The organism is Bradyrhizobium guangdongense (assembly GCF_004114975.1).
In the GTDB taxonomy this organism is placed as follows: domain Bacteria; phylum Pseudomonadota; class Alphaproteobacteria; order Rhizobiales; family Xanthobacteraceae; genus Bradyrhizobium; species Bradyrhizobium guangdongense.
This window is the reverse complement of the sequence record NZ_CP030052.1, coordinates 910,420-931,439: the sequence shown is the minus strand read 5'-3', so window position 1 is coordinate 931,439 and position 21,020 is coordinate 910,420. Positions and strand designations below refer to the sequence as shown.

The 21,020-nt window shown below is 57.0% G+C and carries 21 protein-coding genes; 12 read left to right on the top strand and 9 right to left on the bottom strand.

Annotation, left to right across the window (positions count from 1 at the left end; genetic code table 11):
- Positions 1-431: 431 nt before the first annotated feature.
- Positions 432-1,229: an effector protein NopP gene (locus X265_RS40030; RefSeq protein WP_276575808.1), complete on the top strand. Its 798-nt coding sequence runs from the start codon at positions 432-434 to the stop codon at positions 1,227-1,229.
- A 910-nt stretch (positions 1,230-2,139) separates the two neighbouring features.
- Here X265_RS40030 and X265_RS41870 read toward each other — a convergent pair.
- The 8 genes from X265_RS41870 to X265_RS39990 form a co-directional block, all read right to left on the bottom strand.
- Positions 2,140-2,361, bottom strand: a complete 222-nt coding sequence (locus X265_RS41870) for a tetratricopeptide repeat protein (protein ID WP_232995594.1) — start codon at positions 2,359-2,361, stop codon at positions 2,140-2,142.
- Positions 2,362-2,577: 216 nt separating this feature from the next.
- Complete coding sequence (sctV, locus tag X265_RS40020; RefSeq protein ID WP_128929726.1) at positions 2,578-4,695, bottom strand: type III secretion system export apparatus subunit SctV; 2,118 nt, start codon at positions 4,693-4,695, stop codon at positions 2,578-2,580.
- A gap of 10 nt (positions 4,696-4,705) precedes the next feature.
- On the bottom strand, positions 4,706-5,128 hold the full coding sequence (locus X265_RS40015; protein ID WP_128929725.1) for a histidine kinase: 423 nt from the start codon (positions 5,126-5,128) through the stop codon (positions 4,706-4,708).
- Positions 5,129-5,130: 2 nt separating this feature from the next.
- The gene (locus tag X265_RS40010; RefSeq protein ID WP_128929724.1) at positions 5,131-5,667 is read right to left on the bottom strand and encodes a hypothetical protein; all 537 of its coding nucleotides are present in this window, start codon (positions 5,665-5,667) and stop codon (positions 5,131-5,133) included.
- Between the two features lie 32 nt (positions 5,668-5,699).
- Positions 5,700-6,593 (bottom strand): SctD/MshK family protein, encoded by an 894-nt coding sequence (locus tag X265_RS40005; RefSeq protein WP_128955094.1) that lies wholly within the window; start codon positions 6,591-6,593, stop codon positions 5,700-5,702.
- 106 nt (positions 6,594-6,699) lie between these two features.
- A complete protein-coding gene (locus X265_RS40000; protein WP_128929722.1) occupies positions 6,700-6,933 on the bottom strand; it encodes a hypothetical protein in 234 nt (77 codons plus the stop codon).
- Between the two features lie 1,209 nt (positions 6,934-8,142).
- The gene (locus X265_RS39995) at positions 8,143-9,936 is read right to left on the bottom strand and encodes an HrpF/NolX family T3SS translocon protein (protein ID WP_128929721.1); all 1,794 of its coding nucleotides are present in this window, start codon (positions 9,934-9,936) and stop codon (positions 8,143-8,145) included.
- A gap of 715 nt (positions 9,937-10,651) precedes the next feature.
- Positions 10,652-11,323, bottom strand: coding sequence for a nodulation protein NolW (locus X265_RS39990; protein WP_128929720.1), 672 nt, complete (start codon positions 11,321-11,323; stop codon positions 10,652-10,654).
- Positions 11,324-11,530: 207 nt separating this feature from the next.
- On the opposite strand from X265_RS39990, the gene X265_RS40950 reads away from it, so the two are divergent.
- The 11 genes from X265_RS40950 to X265_RS39935 all read left to right on the top strand — a co-directional run bounded on the left by X265_RS40950 (position 11,531) and on the right by X265_RS39935 (position 20,216).
- Complete coding sequence (locus tag X265_RS40950) at positions 11,531-12,046, top strand: nodulation protein NolB (RefSeq protein WP_232995593.1); 516 nt, start codon at positions 11,531-11,533, stop codon at positions 12,044-12,046.
- Between the two features lie 10 nt (positions 12,047-12,056).
- Entirely contained in the window at positions 12,057-12,923 is an 867-nt protein-coding gene (sctJ, locus tag X265_RS39980) for a type III secretion system inner membrane ring lipoprotein SctJ (protein ID WP_128929719.1), read from the top strand.
- Positions 12,924-12,933: 10 nt separating this feature from the next.
- Positions 12,934-13,566 (top strand): nodulation protein NolU, encoded by a 633-nt coding sequence (locus X265_RS39975; protein ID WP_232995592.1) that lies wholly within the window; start codon positions 12,934-12,936, stop codon positions 13,564-13,566.
- Positions 13,563-14,186: a type III secretion system stator protein SctL gene (gene sctL / locus X265_RS39970; RefSeq protein ID WP_128929718.1), complete on the top strand. Its 624-nt coding sequence runs from the start codon at positions 13,563-13,565 to the stop codon at positions 14,184-14,186. Before X265_RS39975 ends, sctL begins: the two co-directional genes overlap by 4 nt.
- Positions 14,183-15,538 carry a type III secretion system ATPase SctN gene (gene sctN / locus X265_RS39965; protein ID WP_128929717.1) on the top strand — a complete coding sequence of 452 codons (1,356 nt, stop codon included), beginning with the start codon at positions 14,183-14,185 and terminating at the stop codon, positions 15,536-15,538. Before sctL ends, sctN begins: the two co-directional genes overlap by 4 nt.
- Positions 15,514-16,050, top strand: coding sequence for a hypothetical protein (locus X265_RS39960; RefSeq protein WP_128955093.1), 537 nt, complete (start codon positions 15,514-15,516; stop codon positions 16,048-16,050). The genes sctN and X265_RS39960 overlap by 25 nt, the downstream gene beginning before the upstream one ends.
- A gap of 44 nt (positions 16,051-16,094) precedes the next feature.
- Positions 16,095-17,168: a type III secretion system cytoplasmic ring protein SctQ gene (gene sctQ / locus X265_RS39955; RefSeq protein WP_128929715.1), complete on the top strand. Its 1,074-nt coding sequence runs from the start codon at positions 16,095-16,097 to the stop codon at positions 17,166-17,168.
- Positions 17,161-17,826 (top strand): type III secretion system export apparatus subunit SctR, encoded by a 666-nt coding sequence (sctR, locus tag X265_RS39950; protein WP_128929714.1) that lies wholly within the window; start codon positions 17,161-17,163, stop codon positions 17,824-17,826. Before sctQ ends, sctR begins: the two co-directional genes overlap by 8 nt.
- Before the next feature lies 1 nt (position 17,827).
- Positions 17,828-18,103 carry an EscS/YscS/HrcS family type III secretion system export apparatus protein gene (locus tag X265_RS39945; RefSeq protein WP_128929713.1) on the top strand — a complete coding sequence of 92 codons (276 nt, stop codon included), beginning with the start codon at positions 17,828-17,830 and terminating at the stop codon, positions 18,101-18,103.
- A 263-nt stretch (positions 18,104-18,366) separates the two neighbouring features.
- Positions 18,367-19,182 (top strand): type III secretion system export apparatus subunit SctT, encoded by an 816-nt coding sequence (gene sctT / locus X265_RS39940; RefSeq protein WP_128929712.1) that lies wholly within the window; start codon positions 18,367-18,369, stop codon positions 19,180-19,182.
- Positions 19,179-20,216, top strand: a complete 1,038-nt coding sequence (locus X265_RS39935) for an EscU/YscU/HrcU family type III secretion system export apparatus switch protein (protein WP_128929711.1) — start codon at positions 19,179-19,181, stop codon at positions 20,214-20,216. Before sctT ends, X265_RS39935 begins: the two co-directional genes overlap by 4 nt.
- A gap of 166 nt (positions 20,217-20,382) precedes the next feature.
- On the opposite strand, the gene X265_RS39930 is transcribed toward X265_RS39935, so the two are convergent.
- Positions 20,383-21,015, bottom strand: a complete 633-nt coding sequence (locus tag X265_RS39930; protein ID WP_128929710.1) for a CpaD family pilus assembly lipoprotein — start codon at positions 21,013-21,015, stop codon at positions 20,383-20,385.
- Positions 21,016-21,020 lie beyond the last annotated feature (5 nt).

Genomic DNA, 21,020 nt, shown 5'->3' with positions numbered 1-21,020 from the left:
GGAAGAGCCGGGTGCGGGAAAGCCGCCTGCCCGGATCTGTGAGGGCGAAAGCCAAATGGCTGAGCTACTCGACCACGATCCAAACAGGCCAAGTAAGATCTCGATCTAGAGCCTGTTGTTTCTCCCGAATCGACATCGTCAGAGGGGAATTGTCTGATTTAATCCTATGCTGAGGAGGAGCGAGCTTGGATGATGCAACTCTATTCGGAAGGTCCTCGCCCTAGCGGAGGCGAGGCCTGTTCGTTACGGCGCTCATCAACCGGTTCCGAGGCATGGCGCCGAAACTGTACTCGCTGACCAGCACCGCGCAGCAGCAGGTCCCTTCCATTTATAGGCTGGTGTCAGAGTATGGACAGCTTAGGGGTCTACGAGTGGGTTGGTCAGCGGCCCGACACAATGCAAGACATGTGAACCATAGGAGAGTGCTCATCATGTACGGTCGAATCAACAATTTTTCCGAGAACGAAACTTATTATCGGCAAGATGCGGAGCATTCGAATTGCGAAAGCCAAGACTTCGCGGACGCGTTCGCTAGAATGCAGTTGCAAGATTCGGCCGGCAGCTCATCTTCGCATCCGCAATATGCCCTCCTTGCAAGGCCACCCGTGGTTGAGATCGATCAAGCGACATTCAGGAGAGAGGCGCGGAACTATCATGGGGAAGCTATCAATCGAATCGCCAACAATCCTCACGAATACTCTGAGCTTGTATCTGAAAGAGCAAGGCGCACGGTAGAGGTTGCCGAGAAGTACGCCGTCAGAAGAGATTCCGAGGACGCCCGATACTACAGCTACCAGTTAGGAAATATGAGCGTCGGCCTGCAAAGGACTGAACGCGGATTCAGCATGACTGAGTTCGAAAGCGGTAGGTGGCGAGACCAGTTCCCCGGAAGAAGTGAAGTCACCTCAGTTGTCGACTTTCAGGTGGCTCATCCGCTTGTCACGAATGCTGGCGATATTCTGCTCGAGCACCAACTTCGGCAAGACGGCGAACGACCGTTGGTGAATTGGCGTCCTGCTAATCCAGAAGCGAAAGCCCGCGCGCAAGCAATGGGGTTCGTTGAAGTGGATGAGGACGACATGGTGCTCGATCCCACCCAGTCCGGAAAGTGGGAGCTAAACAGCGATGGTGAATGGCAACGTGCAACTAGTTCTCGGCGCTATCTCTCCAAAGCGGACAGTGATACTGAAGCTGCAGCAGATTCCGACGAGGACGGTGACTTTATGTAGCGCGGATCTGCAAGCGTTCGTGTCGCGGCGGGCGGTGGAGCAACGTAAGTCGACATTGTCGGCTTACGTTGAGTCCTCGGCGGGTCGAAGCCGACCGCTTTGACCGGATGAGATCCCTGGTAACAACCGCACCGTGGTCTATGAGAGTTGCGCGGCGATGATAGCTCAACAAAAGCCCCGGCTTCGAGCCGGGGCTTTCCATTTGCATCCGGAGAGGAGGAATCATTCGCGGATTGACGCCATGGGGGCCACGCGTCATCGTGCCGGTTTCCAGCCCAGTCGCGGTGTGCGCCAATGTCCACCATCAGAACGGTCCAAAGTGATTTCCGTTTGAGGAGCGAATCTGATGGTGTGTCTTCGGCCGTTTCGATCGAAGACGCCAAATCTGGAGAGATGTCGAGCCACCTCGTGCTGAGCATACCATCAAGTTGTTCGTCGGCGGCCGGTGCGACAAGCAATGCGAATTGCTTGCGTCGTGCGTAATGTTTCTTCGGCGTTGCTGTAGAGAAAAACCAGCAAATGCTCTCTCCATCGCATACACTAGGTCGCTGGAAGACAGACATGAGTGTCAGAACCAGCACACGCAATCCCAAGCCTCGGGGATAAGAGAGCATCTGCACATTGACTCGCGACTAACCCGTTAGCCGAAAAAGGACCCCAGCGGATGCAGGCTGAGCCGTGCTCAACCTACCAAACCCTGCAGGAAATGTATCGTTAGCGAGCAACGGCGCTAGCGAGATTGCGCCCCCTGATGGGCGGCTAAAACTGCTGTAGGCTCGCGCTTCCTGTTTTGGCCTTCTCATTAAGTACGAGCGACAGCTTTAAGTTGTTGCGCAGCATCGGATTATCGAGGGTCGTTGCGAGAGCTTGCCGATATAGCGCTTGTGCTTCACGGTGACGTCCTTCACTGTCAAGCACAACTCCCTTCGCAATTCAGGGCGCGCAGGTCTGCAGGGACCGCGAGCAAGACCTTGTCGAGGACATCAAGCGCCTCATCCGGGCGCTTGCGCACCAGCAGGGCACGCGCCAGAGGAATCGCCGCATTGACCTTGCCCGGTTGTTGTTTCAACGTTTCGCGAAAAGTCTCCTCGTCAGCGTCCGCTTGGAGAGCGTAGGCAATGCGGTCGCGCATAGCAGGATCGATATCCTTGTCGCCTAGCGTTCTGGAGCGGTCTCTTGCTGCGATGAAGGACTGGGCTTAGGCGAGCTCGCGCAGCCTCCGAGTAGCAGAATGGCAAGCGGAGCGAGGATGGCTGAGTATAACTTCGGATCAAGTGAGAACAACCGCCGCCAGACATTCATTTTACATAAATTCAACTGCTATCTCACGACCACTGCTGTGCCTTTGTTAGCTGGTTGCGGCGATCGGGTCACGACGCTCTCCTGGGGAAGTCTTATGTTGTGAAGCCTCTAGCTTGACGGATCCAATCGGCTGAACCGTAAAATCCGCAGCGAGATCCTGATACGAAAGAACAGGAAGGTCGATCCCGTTGCGGGTGAGAAAACCCCGGACGAAACGCCGGATATCCATCGAACCCAGAATGACGGGTTGGCTCTGACCGCGTGCGATGCTCGAATGGATCTTGCGAAACTGCGAAAGCAGCATCTCGCTATCGCAATCGTCCAAAACGAGATAAGGACCCACGGCGGTGTCGCGCACCGCACCGCGCACGATATCCTCGGTGTGGCGCTCTACGATAAAGGCTGCCACGACACGGTGGGCGTTGGCATAGCGATGACAGATCTGCCGTTTCAGACCGGAGCGAACATATTCGGTAAGCAACACAACATTTTGTTCGCGCTCACTCCATTCTGCCAACACCTCCAGGACCAAGCGAGTGTTGCGAATTGGGATGCCCTCGTCCAGTAAGCGGCGCAGGACATCGGCGATCCGGGGAACCGGCATCGTGCGCAGCACCTCCTTCACCAGATCGGCATATTCCTGCTCCATTCGGCCCAGCAATTGTCGGGTCTCCTGAATGCCCACCAGGCGCTGTGCATAGCGCATCAATGTCGACTGGACGCGCAAGGCGACGACTTCGCTCGGACGGTGATACCCTATCCCGGCTGCTTTGAGAGCCGGCGCATGAAGTTGTTCGATCCAAATCCGATTTGTCTCTACGTCTTGCCGAAAGGGGATACCGCTCAATTCAATATTCGCTACGTCGTCGTTGAGCATGAGTTGCGTCGGATCCACAAAATCTCGCCCAACGGGCACTCCCTCAACGTCTACCCTGAATTGCGATTCAGGTAAAAGCTGGTCTATCTTGGTTGGTATGCGCGGAATTGTGATACCAAGATCAGATGAGACCAGTGTCGATATTCGCACGATTGCCTGCTCGAGTTCCTCTTTGTCGATTGCACCTGCAAGGTTTGGTGCGAGGAACAGCGCGATTGGAAGGGCCTCTGCAGGCAAGGTCTGTTTCTGACCCTGCGATGGAGCTTGAGGCGTACCGGCGCTACTGACCTCCGTCTTGGCGGCGTTCTTGGCGCGCTGCACGCCAACATTGACAAAGCTCGCCGCGCCGAAGAGTACGGCCAGCATGATGAACGGAGGCAAAGGGAAACCCGGTACGAGCCCCATCACAATCAGGACGCCGGCGGCCAACCGCAGCGCTTGCGTGCTGGCCGTCAGTTGGCTGACAATATCGCCACCCAGATTGAGCTGCAAAGGACCATTGACACGAGTGACAATGGTTGCAGCCGTAATTGACAGCAGCAGAGCCGGGATCTGCGAAATTAGCGCATCACCTATGGTGAGGATCGTATATTGATGCAGCGTCTCCTCCAGGGGCATGCCCTTGGAGAGCAAGCCGATTGTGATGCCGCCCAGCATGTTAATGCAGATAACTATGAGCCCGGCGATGGCGTCGCCCTTCACAAATTTCATAGCGCCATCCATAGCGCCGTGAAGTTGGCTCTCTTGCTCCAGCGCCGCTCGCCGACGGCGAGATTCGTTCTGATCGATGTGCCCGTTGCGCAGTTCCGCGTCGATTGCCATCTGCTTGCCCGGAAGCGCGTCGAGCGTGAAACGCGCCGACACTTCTGCGACCCGTTCTGCGCCTTTGGCGAGAACCATGAATTGCACCATGGTCACAATGAGGAATATGACGATGCCAACAGCGATATTGCCGGATATAACGAAATCGCCGAATGTATGTATGATGCTGCCGGCATCCCCCTCCGCAAGAATCAACCGCGTCGTCGCGACGGTAAGCGCTAGGCGAAAGACGGTCGAGATCAGGATGACGCCTGGCAAGGACGAAAAGTCAAGCGGCGTCTTGAGATACAGGGCCACCATCAGCAGCAGTATGGCAAAGCCGAGGTTGAAGCCGATCAGCATGTCGATCAATACGATCGGGATCGGCATGATCATCATTCCGATCGCCAGAAGAAGCATCAACGCGACCATCAAATCTGGGTTAGCTGGTGCGCGCACGATGAGACTATGCAGGGTATTGGCCATGAGAAGCCTGTTATTGTTTGATTGGAGCAGCGCTCCGCAATGAAACATAGCTCTTGAAGAGTGCGCGTGCCTCGGCCATGCGGCCGGCCTGACGAAGCGCATGACTGCGCAAGACCATCAAAGGCAGGCGCGAAGACGGGTCGTCGTCAAGCTTGTCTAACCTGTCCAGTGCCGCCAATGCGTCGTCACCGTGGCCCTCCGAGATCAGAGCGTAGACCAGAATGCGGAGCAGCTCGACGTCGTAAGAATGTTCGTGAGCTACGATTTGCAACAGAGCCAGGCTCTGTGCGCTCTGACCGCAGGCAAGATGGACATACGAAAGCGCGCAGAGCAAATCACGCTCCCTTCTTGTGATGTGCAAAACCTCACCGGCACGTGATAAGTGTGGCGGCGGAGCAGGTGTGAGGTGTTGCTCTCCGTCAGGCGCGGCCATTGCTAGCCTTTGATTAAACCGTTGTCATTCTGCCGGAGCAGAATTAACCGTCGCAGCTCCAACTGCACAATCGCGAGGTCTTCACGAGACACCGAACTCTCTGGCGCGGCCGAGAGCGTATCGGCCAAACGCTCGAGAAGAATGCCCTGCTTCTCTGGGCGCAAAACATGCGAATGAAATAGGCGCGGCGTGACAAAGGAGAGCAGGTTGTCCGCGAGACTGGGACCATTAAGCCAAGCAAGTTCTGAGCCTGGCTTGATCTCACCAATCTCGCCGCGCGCCTCGTTGACATTGACGCGCGAAACGGGATCAATAGAGGTAAGGTCCAGTGCGGTTACGATCGCGGAGACAACAGGCAGATCTTGCGGGGGATCATCCTGGAAAATCGCGAAGCTCTTGCCACCATTTGCATGAGTTCTCTCGATTGCGGATTCCGTGGCTCTAGCAGTCGCCGGCGTAATAGCAGGTGGGTTGTCGTCGACCTTGAGCTCCTCAAAAGAGGCGCCGGGCTCAAGCGAATGCTCAGACAGCCTAGTCATGAGTCTTTCCTCCTTATTCGCGGGCTGAAACTCTAATAGGGGAGGGCAACAAGCCGGCCGTTCCTGCTCAGCAGCAGACGTCGTTCCTCAATCCCATTGACGGTCCATCCGTTATTCAACAGCGCGCCCACGAAATACTTTTGACCAGCGATGACCAGATATGGCTCACTTCCTCGCCAAACGGCTTCGACGGAAATCGAGGACGGCGTCTTCTCCTCCCTGATGGCGACTGCATTGACGAGAACATATGCGTCCTTTCGATCGCGATCGAACCATTCTTGAACTTCCCGCCACTTTGGGAGAGAAGCGCGCGTTACGGTACCGTCAGCAGCGACAACACCCGGCTCAGATCGGACTTTGATATCAAAAAGGCCCGCTCGATCAACTTCCTCTTGCAGCCGTGTGGCAGCTGCTTCGGCGGTCGGAGCATCAGGAGCGTTGGGCGCCAGCTTAGGTGCAACGTCGACGTTACGGTGCAAGTCGGCGTTCACGTCAACAGCGCTGTCCGTCTCGACGAAACTCGTTGAGACGGCGCCGACCGCGACGGAACTGATCAGGACAGAGGCGAGTACCGCGGTCGATCCGAGCCAGCGGCTGATGGAGCCAGCTTGTTTGGAATCCTCTATGGAACAACGGATGGACATCTCGCCCGCATGGATGACGGCGGGAAGAGAAACAGCAACGCGCTCGTTCGGGAGAAGTGCCCGTTGTCCCTCTATCCTTACTTGCGGCGCAAGAGGCTCGATTTCAATCGAATTGTGATGGGGGGTGATACGAAAGTGATGACGTTCGAGCCCTTGTTCGATGAAAACCAAGTCAGCATCCAGGTCGCTACCAATCAGGCTCGATCCAAAGCCCAATTTGCCGGTCAGCCCGGAGTAAAGCCCCGACAGCACCTCGAAATGCAGGGAGTGTGGTTCATTCACGGTCGACGGTCTCCTGAACAGCGAGAGAGCCGTACGGCTCGTTGCGAGCTTTGCAGCTTACGCAGGCGAAGAAAGGTGGAACGACGACGTCGTCCCACCTCCTCCGTTACTGCACCCGCTCGTCGGCGACCTTCTTGATCGTCGTGAGCTCTGTTGAAACGATGCGAAGTTGCACATCCCTCTCAGTCGCTTTGGTGGTTTCAGCAGTCAGAGCGGCGATTTGGGCGTGCCAAGCGGCGTCTCCGGTGACTTCAGCAGCTGCAGCACCAACTGCGGCCGTAGCGGTGCCAGCGGCCCCCCCTGCGACCGAGGCAGTAGTCGCACCAATTTTAGAAGGCATATTGTTCTCCTGTGTGTTCGGGTGTCGCCGCTCCTGGCGGCTCCTATTTCCCGACGCCGCAACATCCGGCGTCAGGAATCCTCCTCGCTAATGGCCTCATGGAAACGAGCCATTGCATTACTTGCCATTTGGACAGCCGCGGCTCCGAGAGCGGCGTTGAATGCTTGGCGCAACGCGGCCTCTTGCGAGCTACTGTCCGGAGTTGACGTGCCATTTCCAGCGCTGCTTGTACCAGGCGATTGACCATGATTGTCATTGTCGTCGGGTGTGCGGGAGCCGTTCTTGTCACCACGAGCAGCATGGAAGTCAGGAGCAACGCGCGCAGTGGCGCTTGAACTCGGAATGCGCATTAAAGGCGTCTCCTATGTCAAGGTGGTCATGCCGTCGTGGCTTTCCTCACTGTGCGAGCATTAGCTTTCGACAAGCTGACGGATCTCAGAAATTCAACCGGTTTTGGCGGATTAACGAATTCGACGTGATTGGTGCATCGGCCACGTGTGGAGATCAGACAGTTGGCACCAAGAAAGACGATCATGTTATGAAGCCGGTTGATCGGGCGGTCTCGTTGATCATCAGGCTTTGAGGCCGAGATGCTATAACGTCCCGCTCGCCGTCGCCGGCGGCATCTCCATCAGGTAAGGCATTAAGACATTTCTCCCTGCCAAGCGCAGGCGGCGATGTGCCTAGATCGGATCAAACACGACCTGGAATGTTAAGCGTGCTGAAGCGATTAGAGCGTCAAGGCAAATCCGCCAAGTCTGCTAAGCCCTCAGCGTCATCGAGCACTTTCCCGCTGAGCGGGCAAAGGGCAAGCCTCGAGCGGTCGCCCTTGGTCTCATTCGTTCTGCCCTATTGCGCATCTCAGTGCGGCGTGTGCCTTCTCGTCGACATCATCTCGTTCTGTCCCGGTGTTAAGAAAGTCGACAAGTTCAGCGTCGGCTGTTGGAACCGGACGGCCGCCTATCGAACTGTTGCGACGACGTGCCGCATTTGGGGCTGCTCTCGAAGCACCGGTCGAGTCCAGCCAAACATAAAGCGGGCCATGGTGAAAACCGGCGAAGCAAAGTCGTCGGATGTGGGTAAGGAGCTCGAACATGCTGGCAAAGCTTGCGAGCCCCTACCGGTTTGGAGTGGAGACCCAACCGCACGAGGGCTGCGCAAGCTCGTCTAGCCACGCAGTTGTGAGCCGAGAGCCCCAAGTCACTCTGACTAGCTGTAAACGCCTGCAGCTTGCATGTCCGCGGACTCAATCCGCTCCTTTAGGGAGTTCAAATAGTCCTCCGCGTAAGATTGTGCCATCGAGACCGGAAGGTTGACGCCGGCCGTCGCGGCTTCTTGAATTGCCTGCTTCGTCAAGCCTTCGCGCATGGCTAGTTTGACCTCCGGGCCGCCGATACAACCCACCGCCTGTGCCGCAAGATTGAGTCCCGCTTCTTCCAGCGCCTGCTTTATGTTGCCGCCTGTGATGGCTGTGTGCAGAAGATTTGCTGCTTGCGCCTCGCTCTCGAGTATCATTGACGCGAGATCGGTCAATTCCCCCAAACCTGGAATGAAGCCGAGTACACCAACTGCCGTCGCAGCCCAGTCAAGCACGTTGGAGCCCACCTTGAGCACTTCATCAAAGGCGTGCATGAAGGCACCTCCGTTTTTCTTGGGTGACTTGACGTCCGGCTGGTCCGCCACGCCCGTCATCATGTCCTTGACGGCCGCCTGGTCGGCAGCCGGCTGAACAGCGTGCTGCTTCAATTGGTGAGCGGTGCGGTTCGCGCCGGACATGTTGCTGAAGAAATGGGTGAAATCGTTACTGCTGATGTTGCCGGAATCGACCGTATGGCCGCCGCCGAAGTCGAAGAACTTGTGGTGGGTCTTGTAGCCTGTGATCGAGTTGTTCAGCAATCCGAACAAGAGAGGATCCGACAACAGCTGGGAGGCCGCCTTTCGCACGTCCGGGGCGAGACTCTTGTCATCGACCATACTAGTGAGCGTCTCCCGGGTCAGGTCACCCTTCCCGAAAAAAGCCGCTTGGTTCTTATTGATCGTACCTAGCGTATCCAACTCGGCATGCGTGAGGTTCATCGATGACGAAGCCATCTGCAAGAAGTCCTCTTTGTGGACCTTATCTACCGAGCCGCCATACAACTGTTTCCATTCCTCTGGATGATTGAGGAAGTATCTCGCGGCTGCGAGAACCTGAGGTGGGCATTTACCCGTTTTAGCCTCGCCATCAACGATCTGCCTGAAATCCGCGAGGCTCAGGTTCTTGGGCAAATTATCAGAATAGCGATAGAGCTCACGCAGTGCGTCGGTCTGGGTCATAACGCAGGGCTGGCCGTTTCCGGTGCCGTCCGACGGAACGTAGTTATGCTCGTAGCGCCGCGCCTGCTGCTCCTGGAATGCAGCCACTTGTGAGTGATGATCGGAGAAGCCGGAGAGATCTCCTGCCTTGATTGTCCCCCCGCAGCGGCCATCGCCTTGTGAGCCTATCGCATAGAAGAGCTCCGGATCCTGCTGCAATGCTTCGATCGCCGTCTTCAGATCCGGCGGTGTGGAGGGGTCCGTCGCCAAATCTACGAGCGACTTCCAATCTAGGGGGCATTTATCTTTATGACGGTTCAGCACCGACACAATCTGCAACTCGGTGTCAGTCAGAGTGCCACTGTTCCATGTAATCCGTGAGCTGGGTACTGGCGCCGCTGCAATCGCAGTGGAGGCCGCAGCAGAGGTTGACTGCGGGGGCTGGCTATACGCTTCTGCGTCCAATGCAGCCCTAACGTCGGGTGGCACGATATTCCCCGTCAGCTGTATGAGCTCCTCCGTCAGGTTCTTAGTCGACTCCGAGGCCGAATCCTGTGGTGCGGAATGATCGCCGGTCGTGTCATTTAAGGCGTAGCTCGCAAGCACCGCCTCGAAACTTGACAGCTCTTGCGCCGGAGTGAGCCCGGGGGCAAGCCCGGACAAAGCCACGTTCGAGTTGGCGGCGAGGGATAGGTTGTTGACTGACATTATACATCCTGTGCTGTGAGATTGCGCCACCGTCCTGTCACACCGTGCAGCCCGAGTTCGCGACGAACACCAAGTGTTGATGGGCAGATCCAACAACTCCTGGCGGCTGCTCCCGGCGGCTGAGTGAGCGTCCAGTGCTCAGGTCCCGATCAACAGGCTCATTGCCTGCTAGATATTCACCCCCTTTTATAGTAGCGGGAGTTAGCTTTCGAGAAGCTGACGGCGCTCAGCGGAATGCGCGAACGGACATGAATGCGGTGTTGCGCAATACCCGCATCCCCCCAAAAGTGTCTGCCACTCCGTCGCGTCCTCACGCGGCAGATGGCAAAAATGGGAACTCGGGCCTGCAATCCGCGGAAGATCGGCGCGGGTTCGTGCAACAAAATTAAATGATACTGCCGCGTCGTCTGGCGATGGCGAGTGGGCGCGCTTACGGCCCGTTACGAGAGGGTTAGCGTCTGCTCCGTCAGCGCCATGAAGCATTATGGGATCAGTCACCGTTTGCCGGCAAATGTACTCAAACGGTTGAGATCGTCGATCGTTGAGTGGAGCTAAAGCCGTAGCCAGCGCAAGAATGATGCTGCCCACCTTTCCAGTTGAAGGCATCACCGTCTAGGTCTCGGGCTCTCATGCCGACAGCATCAGCTTTCAACATGCTCACAAAGAAAGCCGCGACCGCATTGAGCGCCGTTGTAAGCGACTTTTGCTGTCCAATTCATCTCTGGCTTGGGCCGGGCGCGTGAGCCACGTTATCTTGATGCGTCGCCTCGGGCAAAACAGGTCCCTCCGGTCGTCCATCACGAATAACCGTACTTGAGGAGCCCCGAAACAACATCAAGACCGACGCGGGCGCCGGCTTTGCGGTTGTCGTAAGAGTTCGTCGCGCCTGGGCCTCCGCCACTAGGCCGTTGAGCATTTGGTCGACGAGCGCGATGAAGCGAGGCGGACCAGAAGCGAAGACCAGTCCATCTTCCGGTGCGGCTCTCACGACGTAGCGTTCATCGGAAATTTTGAGTGCATCGAGTGCCGCCTTGAATGCATCGAAAGTGACCGGGTTTAAGACAAGCAGGCGACTTTCCGCCTCGTGCGCGTCGGATACGTACAGCACCAGCCCGTCATAGTACCACTGAAGATTATAAAGAGTGGTCACGCGTTCGAGGAAATCTCGCGGCGCGAGATCCGGCATGCGCCCGCGAATCCGCCCCTTTACATGGGTGCTGACATTGATTCGAATATTCAAATTGTTGCCGAACTCCTGCAGTGCGGCCGCGAGATCCTGATCCAGAACTGTGTAAGTATAAGGCGTGGATGGCAGCTCTAGAGTGGCGCCGAGCGCCCTAACCGCGCTCAAGGAGATGAAAACACCAACAATTAGAATGTTCTTCAACGTGTGCAGCCTCGTGGTGTGGTTGAGTATTCCAGGCGGTCATGCGCTGGTACTCTTCCAAAGTTGGAAGACGAACTTCGTCGCAAATTGGAAGCCAATCGTGATTTTTGGATGACGTAGCTCTTGATCCACGTCAGGTTTTGGTCAGCTCGGCTCGCTAGGGTGCCGAGCCGTTCCCGGCAACGACAGCTAATAGACGCGAGAGCAATGATTCCTTCCGTGATGTTTGGCGCGATGCCGATCTCTGCCAACCTCGGCGAGTGTCTCACCGAGGGGTGTTCATCGGCGCCGGGCAACTTTCATGAGCATCTTGCAAAGGCGGCATCGAAACAAGGCGCCGCCTCTTTGGTGGCCGACAGCGCGTTGGCGCCACCTGTACCGGAGGTTCAGCGTGCAGTCGCGCAGACAGGTCCACTGGGCGATCGCATTCTGCAGAATCTTTTTGGAGCGCACTTAGGCAAACCATATCCTTCGACCGGACTCCCTTCGATCGGCGAGCCGGGCCCTTCGAAGAGCGTCCAGCTTGGGCCCGCCGCGCGGCCTATCTCGCGCTTGGACGGAGTCGATGTCCATGTTATCGGAAAACCAGAAGGTGCCGACAATTTCGAGTCGACGTTGCAGAATCTGCGGGATGTTTACAACGGCGTCATTCAGGTTTCGCTCATCTCCAAGAGTGCTGGCGCCGTCGGTTCATCTCTGAATAAGCTGCTATCAGCGGGCTGAGCGGCGGTTGATGGTTCTTTTCGCGCAAAGAAAGATCGGTCGCGGCGCGACTTCTGGAAGGCAGGTGCATGCCGTTCTCCTATTGCCGCTTGTGCTGTTGCTAGCCGGCTGCAAGGCCGATCTCTATACGAAAGTTCAGGAGCGTGAAGCCAACGAGATGCTTGCCCTTCTCCTTAGTAAGGGTGTCGATGCAGTCCGTGTTGTCGCTAAGGACGGTAGCAGCACGATTCAGGTCGAAGAAAAGCAATTGGCCGTTTCGATAGAACTGCTGAATGGCCAGGGCTTGCCGCGCCAGGTGTTTAAGAATCTTGGGGAGGTGTTCAAGGGATCCGGCCTGGTTGCGTCCCCAGTTGAGGAGCGCGCTCGTTACGTTTATGCCCTAAGCGAAGAATTGTCGCGCACAATCAATGATATCGATGGGGTTCTCTCCGCCCGGGTTCATGTTGTCTTGCCGAAGAACGACCTTTTGCGACAGGATGCGACCCCGTCCTCGGCGTCGGTCTTCATTCGACATGGTTCCAATGCGAACCTCTCAGCCTTGTTGCCCCAAATCAAGATGCTCGTCGCCAATGGCATTGAAGGACTATCATACGACAAGGTGGCCGTCGTTTTCGTGCCGGTTGAGCGAGCGCAGCATGAGATGTTCTCTGCACCAGCAGCTGCTTCGATCCACCCGACCAAGTTCACGTCAGCCACCTTTCTTGCGATCGTGGTCGGGGGTGTCGGCGCCGCGGTCGGCATTCTATCTTACGTGCTGCTGAGCACACGTGTGCGCCAGCTAGGTCAATTCTGGCGGAAAGTGCCGAATATTGACACAGCGGCGAGTATGCCCGCCGTCCTAGCCGCTGGCAAAAAGCGGAACTCCGATGCGAGATAGGCCGAATGCAATGTCCGCAACGATGACATCCAACGAACCAAATCATTTGCTCAACCAACATTCCGGTCGGCCGCGGGAGCTTGCTGCGATAATCCATCCAAGCCGTTTTGCTGAACGTCTTGATGCGTCGCTGGCGGCGTCTACAGTGCTGCAACTGCAGAAAACTCCCAGACTACAGGAAAGACTAGTCGAACTGCTCCTAGGCAGTGAACTGGTCTTGAAGGGAAGTAGCTGGGGAAGGGGCGCTTTGCTTGGGCATGATCCGCATCGTGCGGCATTGCTCGCTGGCGGCATTTGGCATGCCCGTTCGGTACTGAAGCTGGTGTCAAAGCATGATCTTGCTCCACTGATCGGAAATATTGGTGCGGAAGCACATGCTTTCGCTATCCGACATGTATCCAGCGCCGTCGAAACCCAATTGATTGTCGATCCGGAGCAACTTTCGCAGCGGATTGCACATGACGGATATGCCTGCCTTGGCGCTTTCCTCAAGCGAGCCTCAGAACTCGACCGTACGCGCGTGCTTCTCTGCTTGCCTGTCGGGACTGCCGCGGAGAGTCCAGCCGCCGAACATCACAAAGCCGCGGGCCAATTGATGTCTTTGGTGATGACCCATTTGGCCGCAGAGACACGGCCGGCATGACCGCGGGTGAGCCAGCATTGCCAGAACGCCCGCAGATACGTCCGGTGGGTCCAGTCATACCAGCCTCGGAACTTGGGATCTGGTGCGATGTGGTACAGACGCGCGCGCTAGCTCAGCGGTATCTACAGCAGGTTCGCAACTGGGCAAGGAACGCTTATCATCGCGAGCAGGCGCGCGGGCACTCCGAAGGCCTGAAGACAGGCTCGGACGAAATGGCGCGGCTGGTTGCTCGAGCTGCTTCTGAGCTGGCGCGGCGAAAAGCCGTGCTGGAACAGGAGCTGCCACAACTTGTCATTGAGGTCCTGAACGACTTGGTGGGCTCGTTCGATCCGGGCGAGATGTTAGTGAGGTCGGTTCGTCACGCTATCGAGCAAAGATATGGCGGTGCGGAATTGCGCCTTCATGTGTCTCCTGTGAACGTCGATGCCATGACATGCGAGTTCGCGTCATTCCATGGAACGCATGGGCGTCCGAAGGTCAGAATTGATCCGGACCCGGCTCTAACGCCGGACCAATGCGTTTTGTGGAGTGAGTTTGGTAATGTCGATCTAGGACTTGCCGCGCAGCTCCGCACACTGCGCCTCGCCCTTGCTCCGCCTGTTCAGGAGGACGAACAATGACTTCCCAAAGGCCAAGCTATGGCAATGCGGCTGCTGAAGGCGCGGTGCACGCAGCATTATCATCTCTGAAATCTACGGCAAAGCATGTCGATACGCGTGCTGTGCGCGGACGAGTCACCCGAGCCGTCGGCACCTTGGTCCATGCCGTGCTGCCCGGGGCCCACGTTGGGGAGCTGTGCCTATTGCAGGATCACAGTACGGGATGGTCACTTGATGCGGAGGTGGTCGGTCTGCTGCCGGATGGAGTATTGCTCACGCCAATCGGCGACATGGTAGGCATGTCTAGCCGTGCGGAAGTGGTTCCGACCGGGCGAATGCAGGAAGTTGCGGTCGGTGCCGATTTGCTGGGCCGCGTCATCGATAGCTTCGGCCGTCCGCTCGACGGGAAGGGGCCAATAAAGACGACCCACACTCGTCCCCTACGCGGCAGGGCACCCAACCCAATGAGGCGGCGGGGGATCGAGCAGCCTTTTCCGCTCGGCGTCCGCGTGCTCGACGGACTTCTGACGTGTGGCGAAGGCCAACGGATCGGAATCTATGGAGACGCTGGTTGCGGCAAGTCGACGCTGATGTCGCAGATTGTTAAAGGCGCGGACGCTGAGGTCACCGTCGTTGCGCTTATAGGAGAGCGCGGACGTGAGGTGCGTGAATTCATCGAGCGCCATATTGGCAATGCCATCGATCGGACGATCGCTGTCGTTGAGACCTCCGACCGGTCGGCAATGGAGCGCGCGCAATGTGCTCATACGGCGACGGCACTCGCCGAGTACTTTCGTGATCAGGGACAGCGGGTCGTTCTCATGATGGATTCGTTGACGCGCTTCAGCCGCGCGATGCGTGAAATCGGCCTAGCCGCGGGAGAACCTCCGACGCGGCGAGGCTTTCCTCCCTCCGTCTTTGCGCTGCTGCCGGCTCTGTTGGAACGTGCCGGTATGGGCGAGCAGGGCTCGATCACGGCCTTCTATACCGTACTTGTCGAAGGTGACGGGACAGGCGATCCAATCGCCGAAGAGTCGCGCGGTATTCTCGATGGTCATATCATTCTCTCACGCGCGCTCGCATCGCGAGAGCATTTTCCGGCCATCGACGTGTTGTCGAGCCGAAGTCGCGTGATGGATGCGGTCGTCTCTGTGTCACATCGAAAGGCCGCCTCTTTCTTTCGAGATCTTCTTTCGCGCTATGATGAGGCCGAATTTTTGATCAAGGTCGGTGAGTACAAGCCAGGGGGCGATCCGCTGACCGACCGAGCAATCGCGTCGATCGAGGACTTGCGGAATTTCTTGCGCCAGGGGCAGGATGAACCGTCCAGCTTTGAGGAGGCCATCACGTGGATGTCGCGTCTTACCGACTGAATCCCAGCCAAGCGTCGAAATTGCGGCTGGTGAAGGACATGAGGGAGCGAAGTGCGCTTCGTCAATTATCCAATACGCAAGCCGAACGCCAAATTGCGGTTAAAGCGATGGAGAAAGCTTCCAAGAATGCCGCCAGCGCCGAGAAACGCCGCGCAAGCCTCGAAGCTGAACTTTATTTAGAACTCGCATCGTCTAACAGGATGTGCGTCACCGAACTCGACCGTAGGCTTCATCTCGTCATTGGACGCCTCACAGCTGAGATCGCAACTGCACGCCAGGTGCTTGAGCAAGCGCGCATCGCTCAACAGCAGGCCCAGGCGGCGGTTGTTGAGGCGCGGGTCGTGTGGGCCAAGCGTTCGGCGGCGAGCCAGAAATGGCAGCAGATTGAGTGCGATGTGCAGCGCTCGACCAACGCTTGCTCGGAGTGTGCAGCTCAAATCGAAACGGACGATGAGGTCTTGCTCCGGTATCAGAGTGGCTCGCGAAGCCAGGCAATTGGCGTTTTGATTTAATGGCTGCTTCTCTTATGTCGGCGCGAACTGCCGACCCCGTGAACATGAGCGCGGAAAATGCGGTCGGTGAACCGGCACGATTCGTGCCGCGGCTAAGATTGTCGCATAGCGCGGTCTCGTGCCTCAATTTGATGGCCCCCCGGCGAACGGTTCTGAAGAGCCGCCTTGGCGATACGCCGGTCTCGATATGTATTAACCGGCTTGTGTGGCAGGCGCAGCAATCGACCGCGCCGATGCTTGATTGTGTATTTCGCGTCGGAGCCGAAATGGCCGTCTTGTCGGTGCCGCGCCAGTTGGCGGAGGCATTGATTTCGACAGTGCAGCATGGCCTTACGTTACCTTCGGACCCAGCCCGCTCTTTCGTCCTCGAACTTGCGCTTGAACCATGGTTCACTCGAGTAGAGCATCTGCTAGCGCAGGATTTGCAAATTATCCGCATCGACGAAGCAACGATGGAAGGTCCTTATCTGGAACTCGACATCGTCTACGGGGCGCTCGTGGGCAAGGCGCGGCTGTTCCTATTCTCGTCTCTTGAGGGTCCGGTTCCGGCTGCCTTCTGTAAGTTAGGCGAGATGCTTGGCCAATTGCCCCGAGAAATGCGCAAGCTTTCCCCGGAGTTGCCCATCATGGTTGCCAGCGAGATTAGCTCGCTGCGCGTGTCCGTCGGGCTTCTTCGCCAAGCACAAACTGGCGATGCGCTGTTGCCGGACGTCATTCCCTTTGCGAGCGGTCAGGTCATCCTGACTGCGGACAAATTGTGGGCGCCGGCGGAGATTGCTGGCGACAGACTAATCTTGCGGGGACCCTTCCGCCTGCAACCCCACCCTCTCAAGAGTGCATATATGACAACACGACCCCAAACCCAGCCATCGACCCTGCCCTCGGAAACCGACATCGACAGCATTGAGATTACGCTCGTGTTCGAATGCGGCCGTTGGCCTATCCCGCTGGGTACGTTGAGGAGCGTCAACGAAGGGCATGTCTTTGAACTTGGCCGTCCCGTTGACCGTCCGGTTGACATTGTTGCCAATGGTCGATTGATCGGCCACGGCGACATCGTGCGTGTCGGGGAGGAACTGGCCATCAGGCTACGTGGTGGGTTGGCGGTCAATGACTGACATTCAGCCAGGCATTCCTGCACTTCTTGCAGCGACGGTCGGTCTCGGTCTGCTGGCGTTCGCAGTTGTCACGACGACGGCATTCATAAAAGTTTCCGTCGTTCTCTTCCTCGTGCGCAACGCGCTCGGAACCCAATCCATACCCCCGAACATCGTTCTGTATGGCGCTGCATTGATCCTTACGGTCTTCATTGGTGCTCCAGTGCTGGAGCAGATCTACAACCACGTTACCGCCCCGCAACTTCACTACCAAACGCTCGATGACTGGGCGACAGCCGCTAAGGAGGGAAGCGAGCCGCTGCGCGCTCACCTGAAAAAGTTCAGCAGTGAGGAGCAGCGCACGTTCTTCCTGTCATCCACAGAACATGTTTGGTCAGAGGAGATGCGGGCAAACGCTACAGCGGATGATTTTGCGATTCTTGTACCGTCCTTTCTGATCTCGGAATTAAAGCGTGCCTTTGAAATCGGCTTCCTTCTCTATCTTCCATTCATCACGATTGATCTGATTGTAACGACGATTCTGATGGCCATGGGCATGTCAATGGTATCGCCCACAATGATATCTGTTCCTTTTAAGCTCTTTCTGTTCGTCACGATCGACGGATGGTCGCGGCTCATGCACGGGTTGGTGTTAAGTTACGCCACGGCCGGAGGTTAATATGGACGAGACCAGCATCCTCACGCATTTGACCCGATCGCTCGTCCTCTTCATGATGTGGGTTCTGCCACCGCTCCTAGCAGCTCTCGTGGCCGGCTTGGGTGTTGGCATAATACAGGCGGCAACGCAGCTCCAGGATCAAACCTTGCCCCTAACCGTGAGGCTCCTCGTCGTCGTCGCCGTGCTCGTTCTGTTTTCTCGGGTGCTGAGTGCGCCGCTTATCGAACAGGCCAAACATATCTTCACGGAGTTCCCCTCTCTCACATCGAGGTATTAGTGAGGAACCGAAGGCCGAGTTTGTGAGGACAAAACCGCCCATCGACATCACCGGTGAATTACCAAAGTGGCTGGCCAGTTTGTCGAGCGAGCATGAGAGTATGGGGATCGACGGCCTACCCTGCGGGCTCGCAGTGCGGCTGGTGCTCTCGTTGAGCGCTATTAGAACGAACACCGCCGACTATTTGCGGCCTTGGCGTCAAACATTAAGGCACGGCGAGCGGAACCGGTTAGATTAGCTGAGGCGAACAACGAGCGCCGCGAATGCATGCTTTGTCACCCACCGAGGCGCAAGCTCTAATTCAGAGTGCTGTCGAGTTCGTCGTTGCAGCGGGCCTTAGCGCTGCGCGGGCCTTAGGCATTATGTTGGTGCTTCCCGTATTCACGCGGCCGCAGATTAGCGGGATGATCCGCACAAGCTTGACGATCGTGATTGGACTGCCATGCCTTGCGCATGTCAAGGCCGGTCTGCAGACTCTAGATCCGGCCACCCGTCTGGCCGCGGTCGCGTTCCTCGGTCTCAAAGAGATATTCGTCGGCCTGCTGTTCGGGATGTTCCTAAGTATACCGCTATGGAGCATCCAGGCAGTTGGCGACATCATTGACACGCAACGGAGCGTTTCAAGCCAGTTGGACGATCCTGCGACGCGCAGCCAGGCCTCCGCCACGGGTCTCTTTCTCGGAACTGCTGGGGTTACTATTTTCGTTGCGTCTGGAGGTCTACAGACGATGGTTCGGTGCCTGTATGGCAGCTATCTGATCTGGCCCGTGTACCGGCTACTACCTCCTCTGACAATGCAAGGGGCAATGGAAGTTGTAGCGCTTCTCGATCATATCATGCACACGGCCCTGCTATTTTCCGGACCCGTGCTGGCTCTGCTGCTCCTGATTGAGATATCCCTCATGTTGCTAGGGCGGTTTGCGCCGCAAATTAAGCTGAACGACCTCTCCCCCACCATCAAGAACGCCGCCTTTGGCATCATCATGGTGAGTTACACCGTCTTCCTCATGGAATACATGGGAACGGAGATTATCCAGTCCTACGGAGTGCTGGAGTGGCTCGGGAAGTTCCTAAAATGAGCGACTCGAGCGAAGAGAAGAAGCGTCCGCCAACTCCCAAGAAGCTACGGCAGGCGCGTAAGAAGGGACAGATCCCGCGCAGCGCCGATTTTGTGAGCGCGCTTAGCATTTGCGCCGCATTCGGCTGTCTATGTTTCCGAGCGGGCGCGATCGAGGGCGTATGGCGTGAGGGGGTGCGGCTCGTCGACAAGCTGCAGGGGCAGCCCTTCAACAGTGCGGTCCAGCAGGCACTGGTCGGATTGATCGAACTTTCGTTGACGAGCGTTGCCCCAATCATTGGAGCGGCCGTGGCTGCAGGCATTCTAGCCAGTGTCTTGGCTGCTGGTGGGCTGACGTTCTCCGTGGAGCCGCTGAAACCAAGCCTTAAGAAATTGGATCCAATCAAAGGGCTCAAACGGATTGTCTCTCAGAAGTCGCTTGTCGAGCTTGGTAAGTCGTTGATCAAAGTGTTCCTTCTCGGCGTAACGCTGTTTTTCACCTCACTCGCAAGTTGGAAGGCGCTGGTGTACCTGCCTGTCTGCGGTTTGGGTTGTTTCAGCTTTGTATTCAAAGAGGTCAAATTCTTAATTGAAATTGCTGCTGGGGCGTTTCTGATCGGCGGCTTGACCGACCTGCTAATTCAGCGCTGGCTATTCTTGCGTGACATGCGCATGACGGAGAGTGAAGCGAAGCGCGAGTCTAAGGAGCAGGAAGGCAACCCACATGTAAAGGGCGAACACCGCCGGCTTCGTCGGGAATCGGCGAGTGAGCCGCCGCTCGGAGTCAATCGGGCCACATTGATACTGACGGGCCCCGCGATGTTAGTTGGACTGCGCTACGTTCGTGGACAGACCGGAGTGCCGGTTTTGGTATGCCGCGGTGAGGACGAACTTGCTTCACAGTTGTTTGATCAGGCGAGGGCGCTGCATCTGAGCATTATTCAGGAACCTGCTTTGGCGCGTCAGCTGATCCGAAAGGGAATAATGGGCAAGGCCGTTCCGAAGGACTGTTTCGAGGGGGTTGCAAAGGCAGTCTTTGCCGCTGGCCTGGTCTAGCTTGGCGCGGCAATGCGATGCATTCGGGCGTGTTAGTCAAAGACGTCCAGTCGCTACTTGATCTGTAAGTCACGTCGTCTGGAAAGGCGGAAGCAGATCGTGGCGTCTGCGGAAGTTGGCCGCCAGAGTATCGCCAATGCTCTTGCCGCTCAGCCATTGAGAGTGCTCATTGGGCTTCTGACGCAATGCGATTATGAGTGTCACTTTCCAAGTGGCTCTTGTTGCCTGCGGCGAGACCTCCCCGTGCGGTAAGCGGAAGCACCGCACGGTCACCACTGGTTGGCAAGATAGCTCTGTTCTCGAGCAAGTCGCCGGGATCGTTGACCGTGACCGCGAGGTTATTGCGGATCGAACAGCCGAGCGTTGGATTGAAAGAATTGTCGTCTACTGAAGGGCCGATGATTGAAAGGGATGGACAGAGCGGAGGACGTGCTTCGTAAATGATCGCCTCGATTTGGACACCGAAATGGCTGGGCAGATCTACGGGGGAAGCGGACCGGCGAATATTATAGGCGGGAACGCCCATCTCGCGGGCCTCATGAGCCACCTGCGTAATGAGCCGGGGCGAACCACTGACGTCCAGATGGAGTGCATCCCGCCGACCGCGGCTGGCGTTCGCAATGAAATTACGCAGACCATACCTCTCGGCGCGACGAAGGCTCTGTAGTCGCAAGATACTGGTCTTCTGCTCCACTTGAATCGCTTGATCAGTCGGCTCAGAATAGATCGCAGCATTATGTGTGCATCCGCCTACGGTTGCCGCTACGGCAATCAAGTGGCCCAGGTTTCGCAAGGTCATTAGCG

What these genes read in the sequence shown, in the direction of transcription:
- X265_RS40950 (WP_232995593.1), top strand. Translation starts at nt 11,531, where the DNA reads ATGATTCCTTCCGTGATGTTTGGCGCGATGCCGATCTCTGCCAACCTC.
- X265_RS39930 (WP_128929710.1), bottom strand. Translation starts at nt 21,015, where the DNA reads ATGACCTTGCGAAACCTGGGCCACTTGATTGCCGTAGCGGCAACCGTA.
- sctR (WP_128929714.1), top strand. Translation starts at nt 17,161, where the DNA reads ATGACTGACATTCAGCCAGGCATTCCTGCACTTCTTGCAGCGACGGTC.
- X265_RS39975 (WP_232995592.1), top strand. Translation starts at nt 12,934, where the DNA reads ATGTCCGCAACGATGACATCCAACGAACCAAATCATTTGCTCAACCAA.
- X265_RS39935 (WP_128929711.1), top strand. Translation starts at nt 19,179, where the DNA reads ATGAGCGACTCGAGCGAAGAGAAGAAGCGTCCGCCAACTCCCAAGAAG.
- sctT (WP_128929712.1), top strand. Translation starts at nt 18,367, where the DNA reads ATGCATGCTTTGTCACCCACCGAGGCGCAAGCTCTAATTCAGAGTGCT.
- X265_RS40000 (WP_128929722.1), bottom strand. Translation starts at nt 6,933, where the DNA reads ATGCCTTCTAAAATTGGTGCGACTACTGCCTCGGTCGCAGGGGGGGCC.
- sctN (WP_128929717.1), top strand. Translation starts at nt 14,183, where the DNA reads ATGACTTCCCAAAGGCCAAGCTATGGCAATGCGGCTGCTGAAGGCGCG.
- X265_RS39995 (WP_128929721.1), bottom strand. Translation starts at nt 9,936, where the DNA reads ATGTCAGTCAACAACCTATCCCTCGCCGCCAACTCGAACGTGGCTTTG.
- X265_RS40015 (WP_128929725.1), bottom strand. Translation starts at nt 5,128, where the DNA reads ATGGCCGCGCCTGACGGAGAGCAACACCTCACACCTGCTCCGCCGCCA.
- sctJ (WP_128929719.1), top strand. Translation starts at nt 12,057, where the DNA reads ATGGTTCTTTTCGCGCAAAGAAAGATCGGTCGCGGCGCGACTTCTGGA.
- sctQ (WP_128929715.1), top strand. Translation starts at nt 16,095, where the DNA reads ATGAGCGCGGAAAATGCGGTCGGTGAACCGGCACGATTCGTGCCGCGG.
- X265_RS40030 (WP_276575808.1), top strand. Translation starts at nt 432, where the DNA reads ATGTACGGTCGAATCAACAATTTTTCCGAGAACGAAACTTATTATCGG.
- sctL (WP_128929718.1), top strand. Translation starts at nt 13,563, where the DNA reads ATGACCGCGGGTGAGCCAGCATTGCCAGAACGCCCGCAGATACGTCCG.
- X265_RS40010 (WP_128929724.1), bottom strand. Translation starts at nt 5,667, where the DNA reads ATGACTAGGCTGTCTGAGCATTCGCTTGAGCCCGGCGCCTCTTTTGAG.
- sctV (WP_128929726.1), bottom strand. Translation starts at nt 4,695, where the DNA reads ATGGCCAATACCCTGCATAGTCTCATCGTGCGCGCACCAGCTAACCCA.
- X265_RS41870 (WP_232995594.1), bottom strand. Translation starts at nt 2,361, where the DNA reads ATGCGCGACCGCATTGCCTACGCTCTCCAAGCGGACGCTGACGAGGAG.
- X265_RS39945 (WP_128929713.1), top strand. Translation starts at nt 17,828, where the DNA reads ATGGACGAGACCAGCATCCTCACGCATTTGACCCGATCGCTCGTCCTC.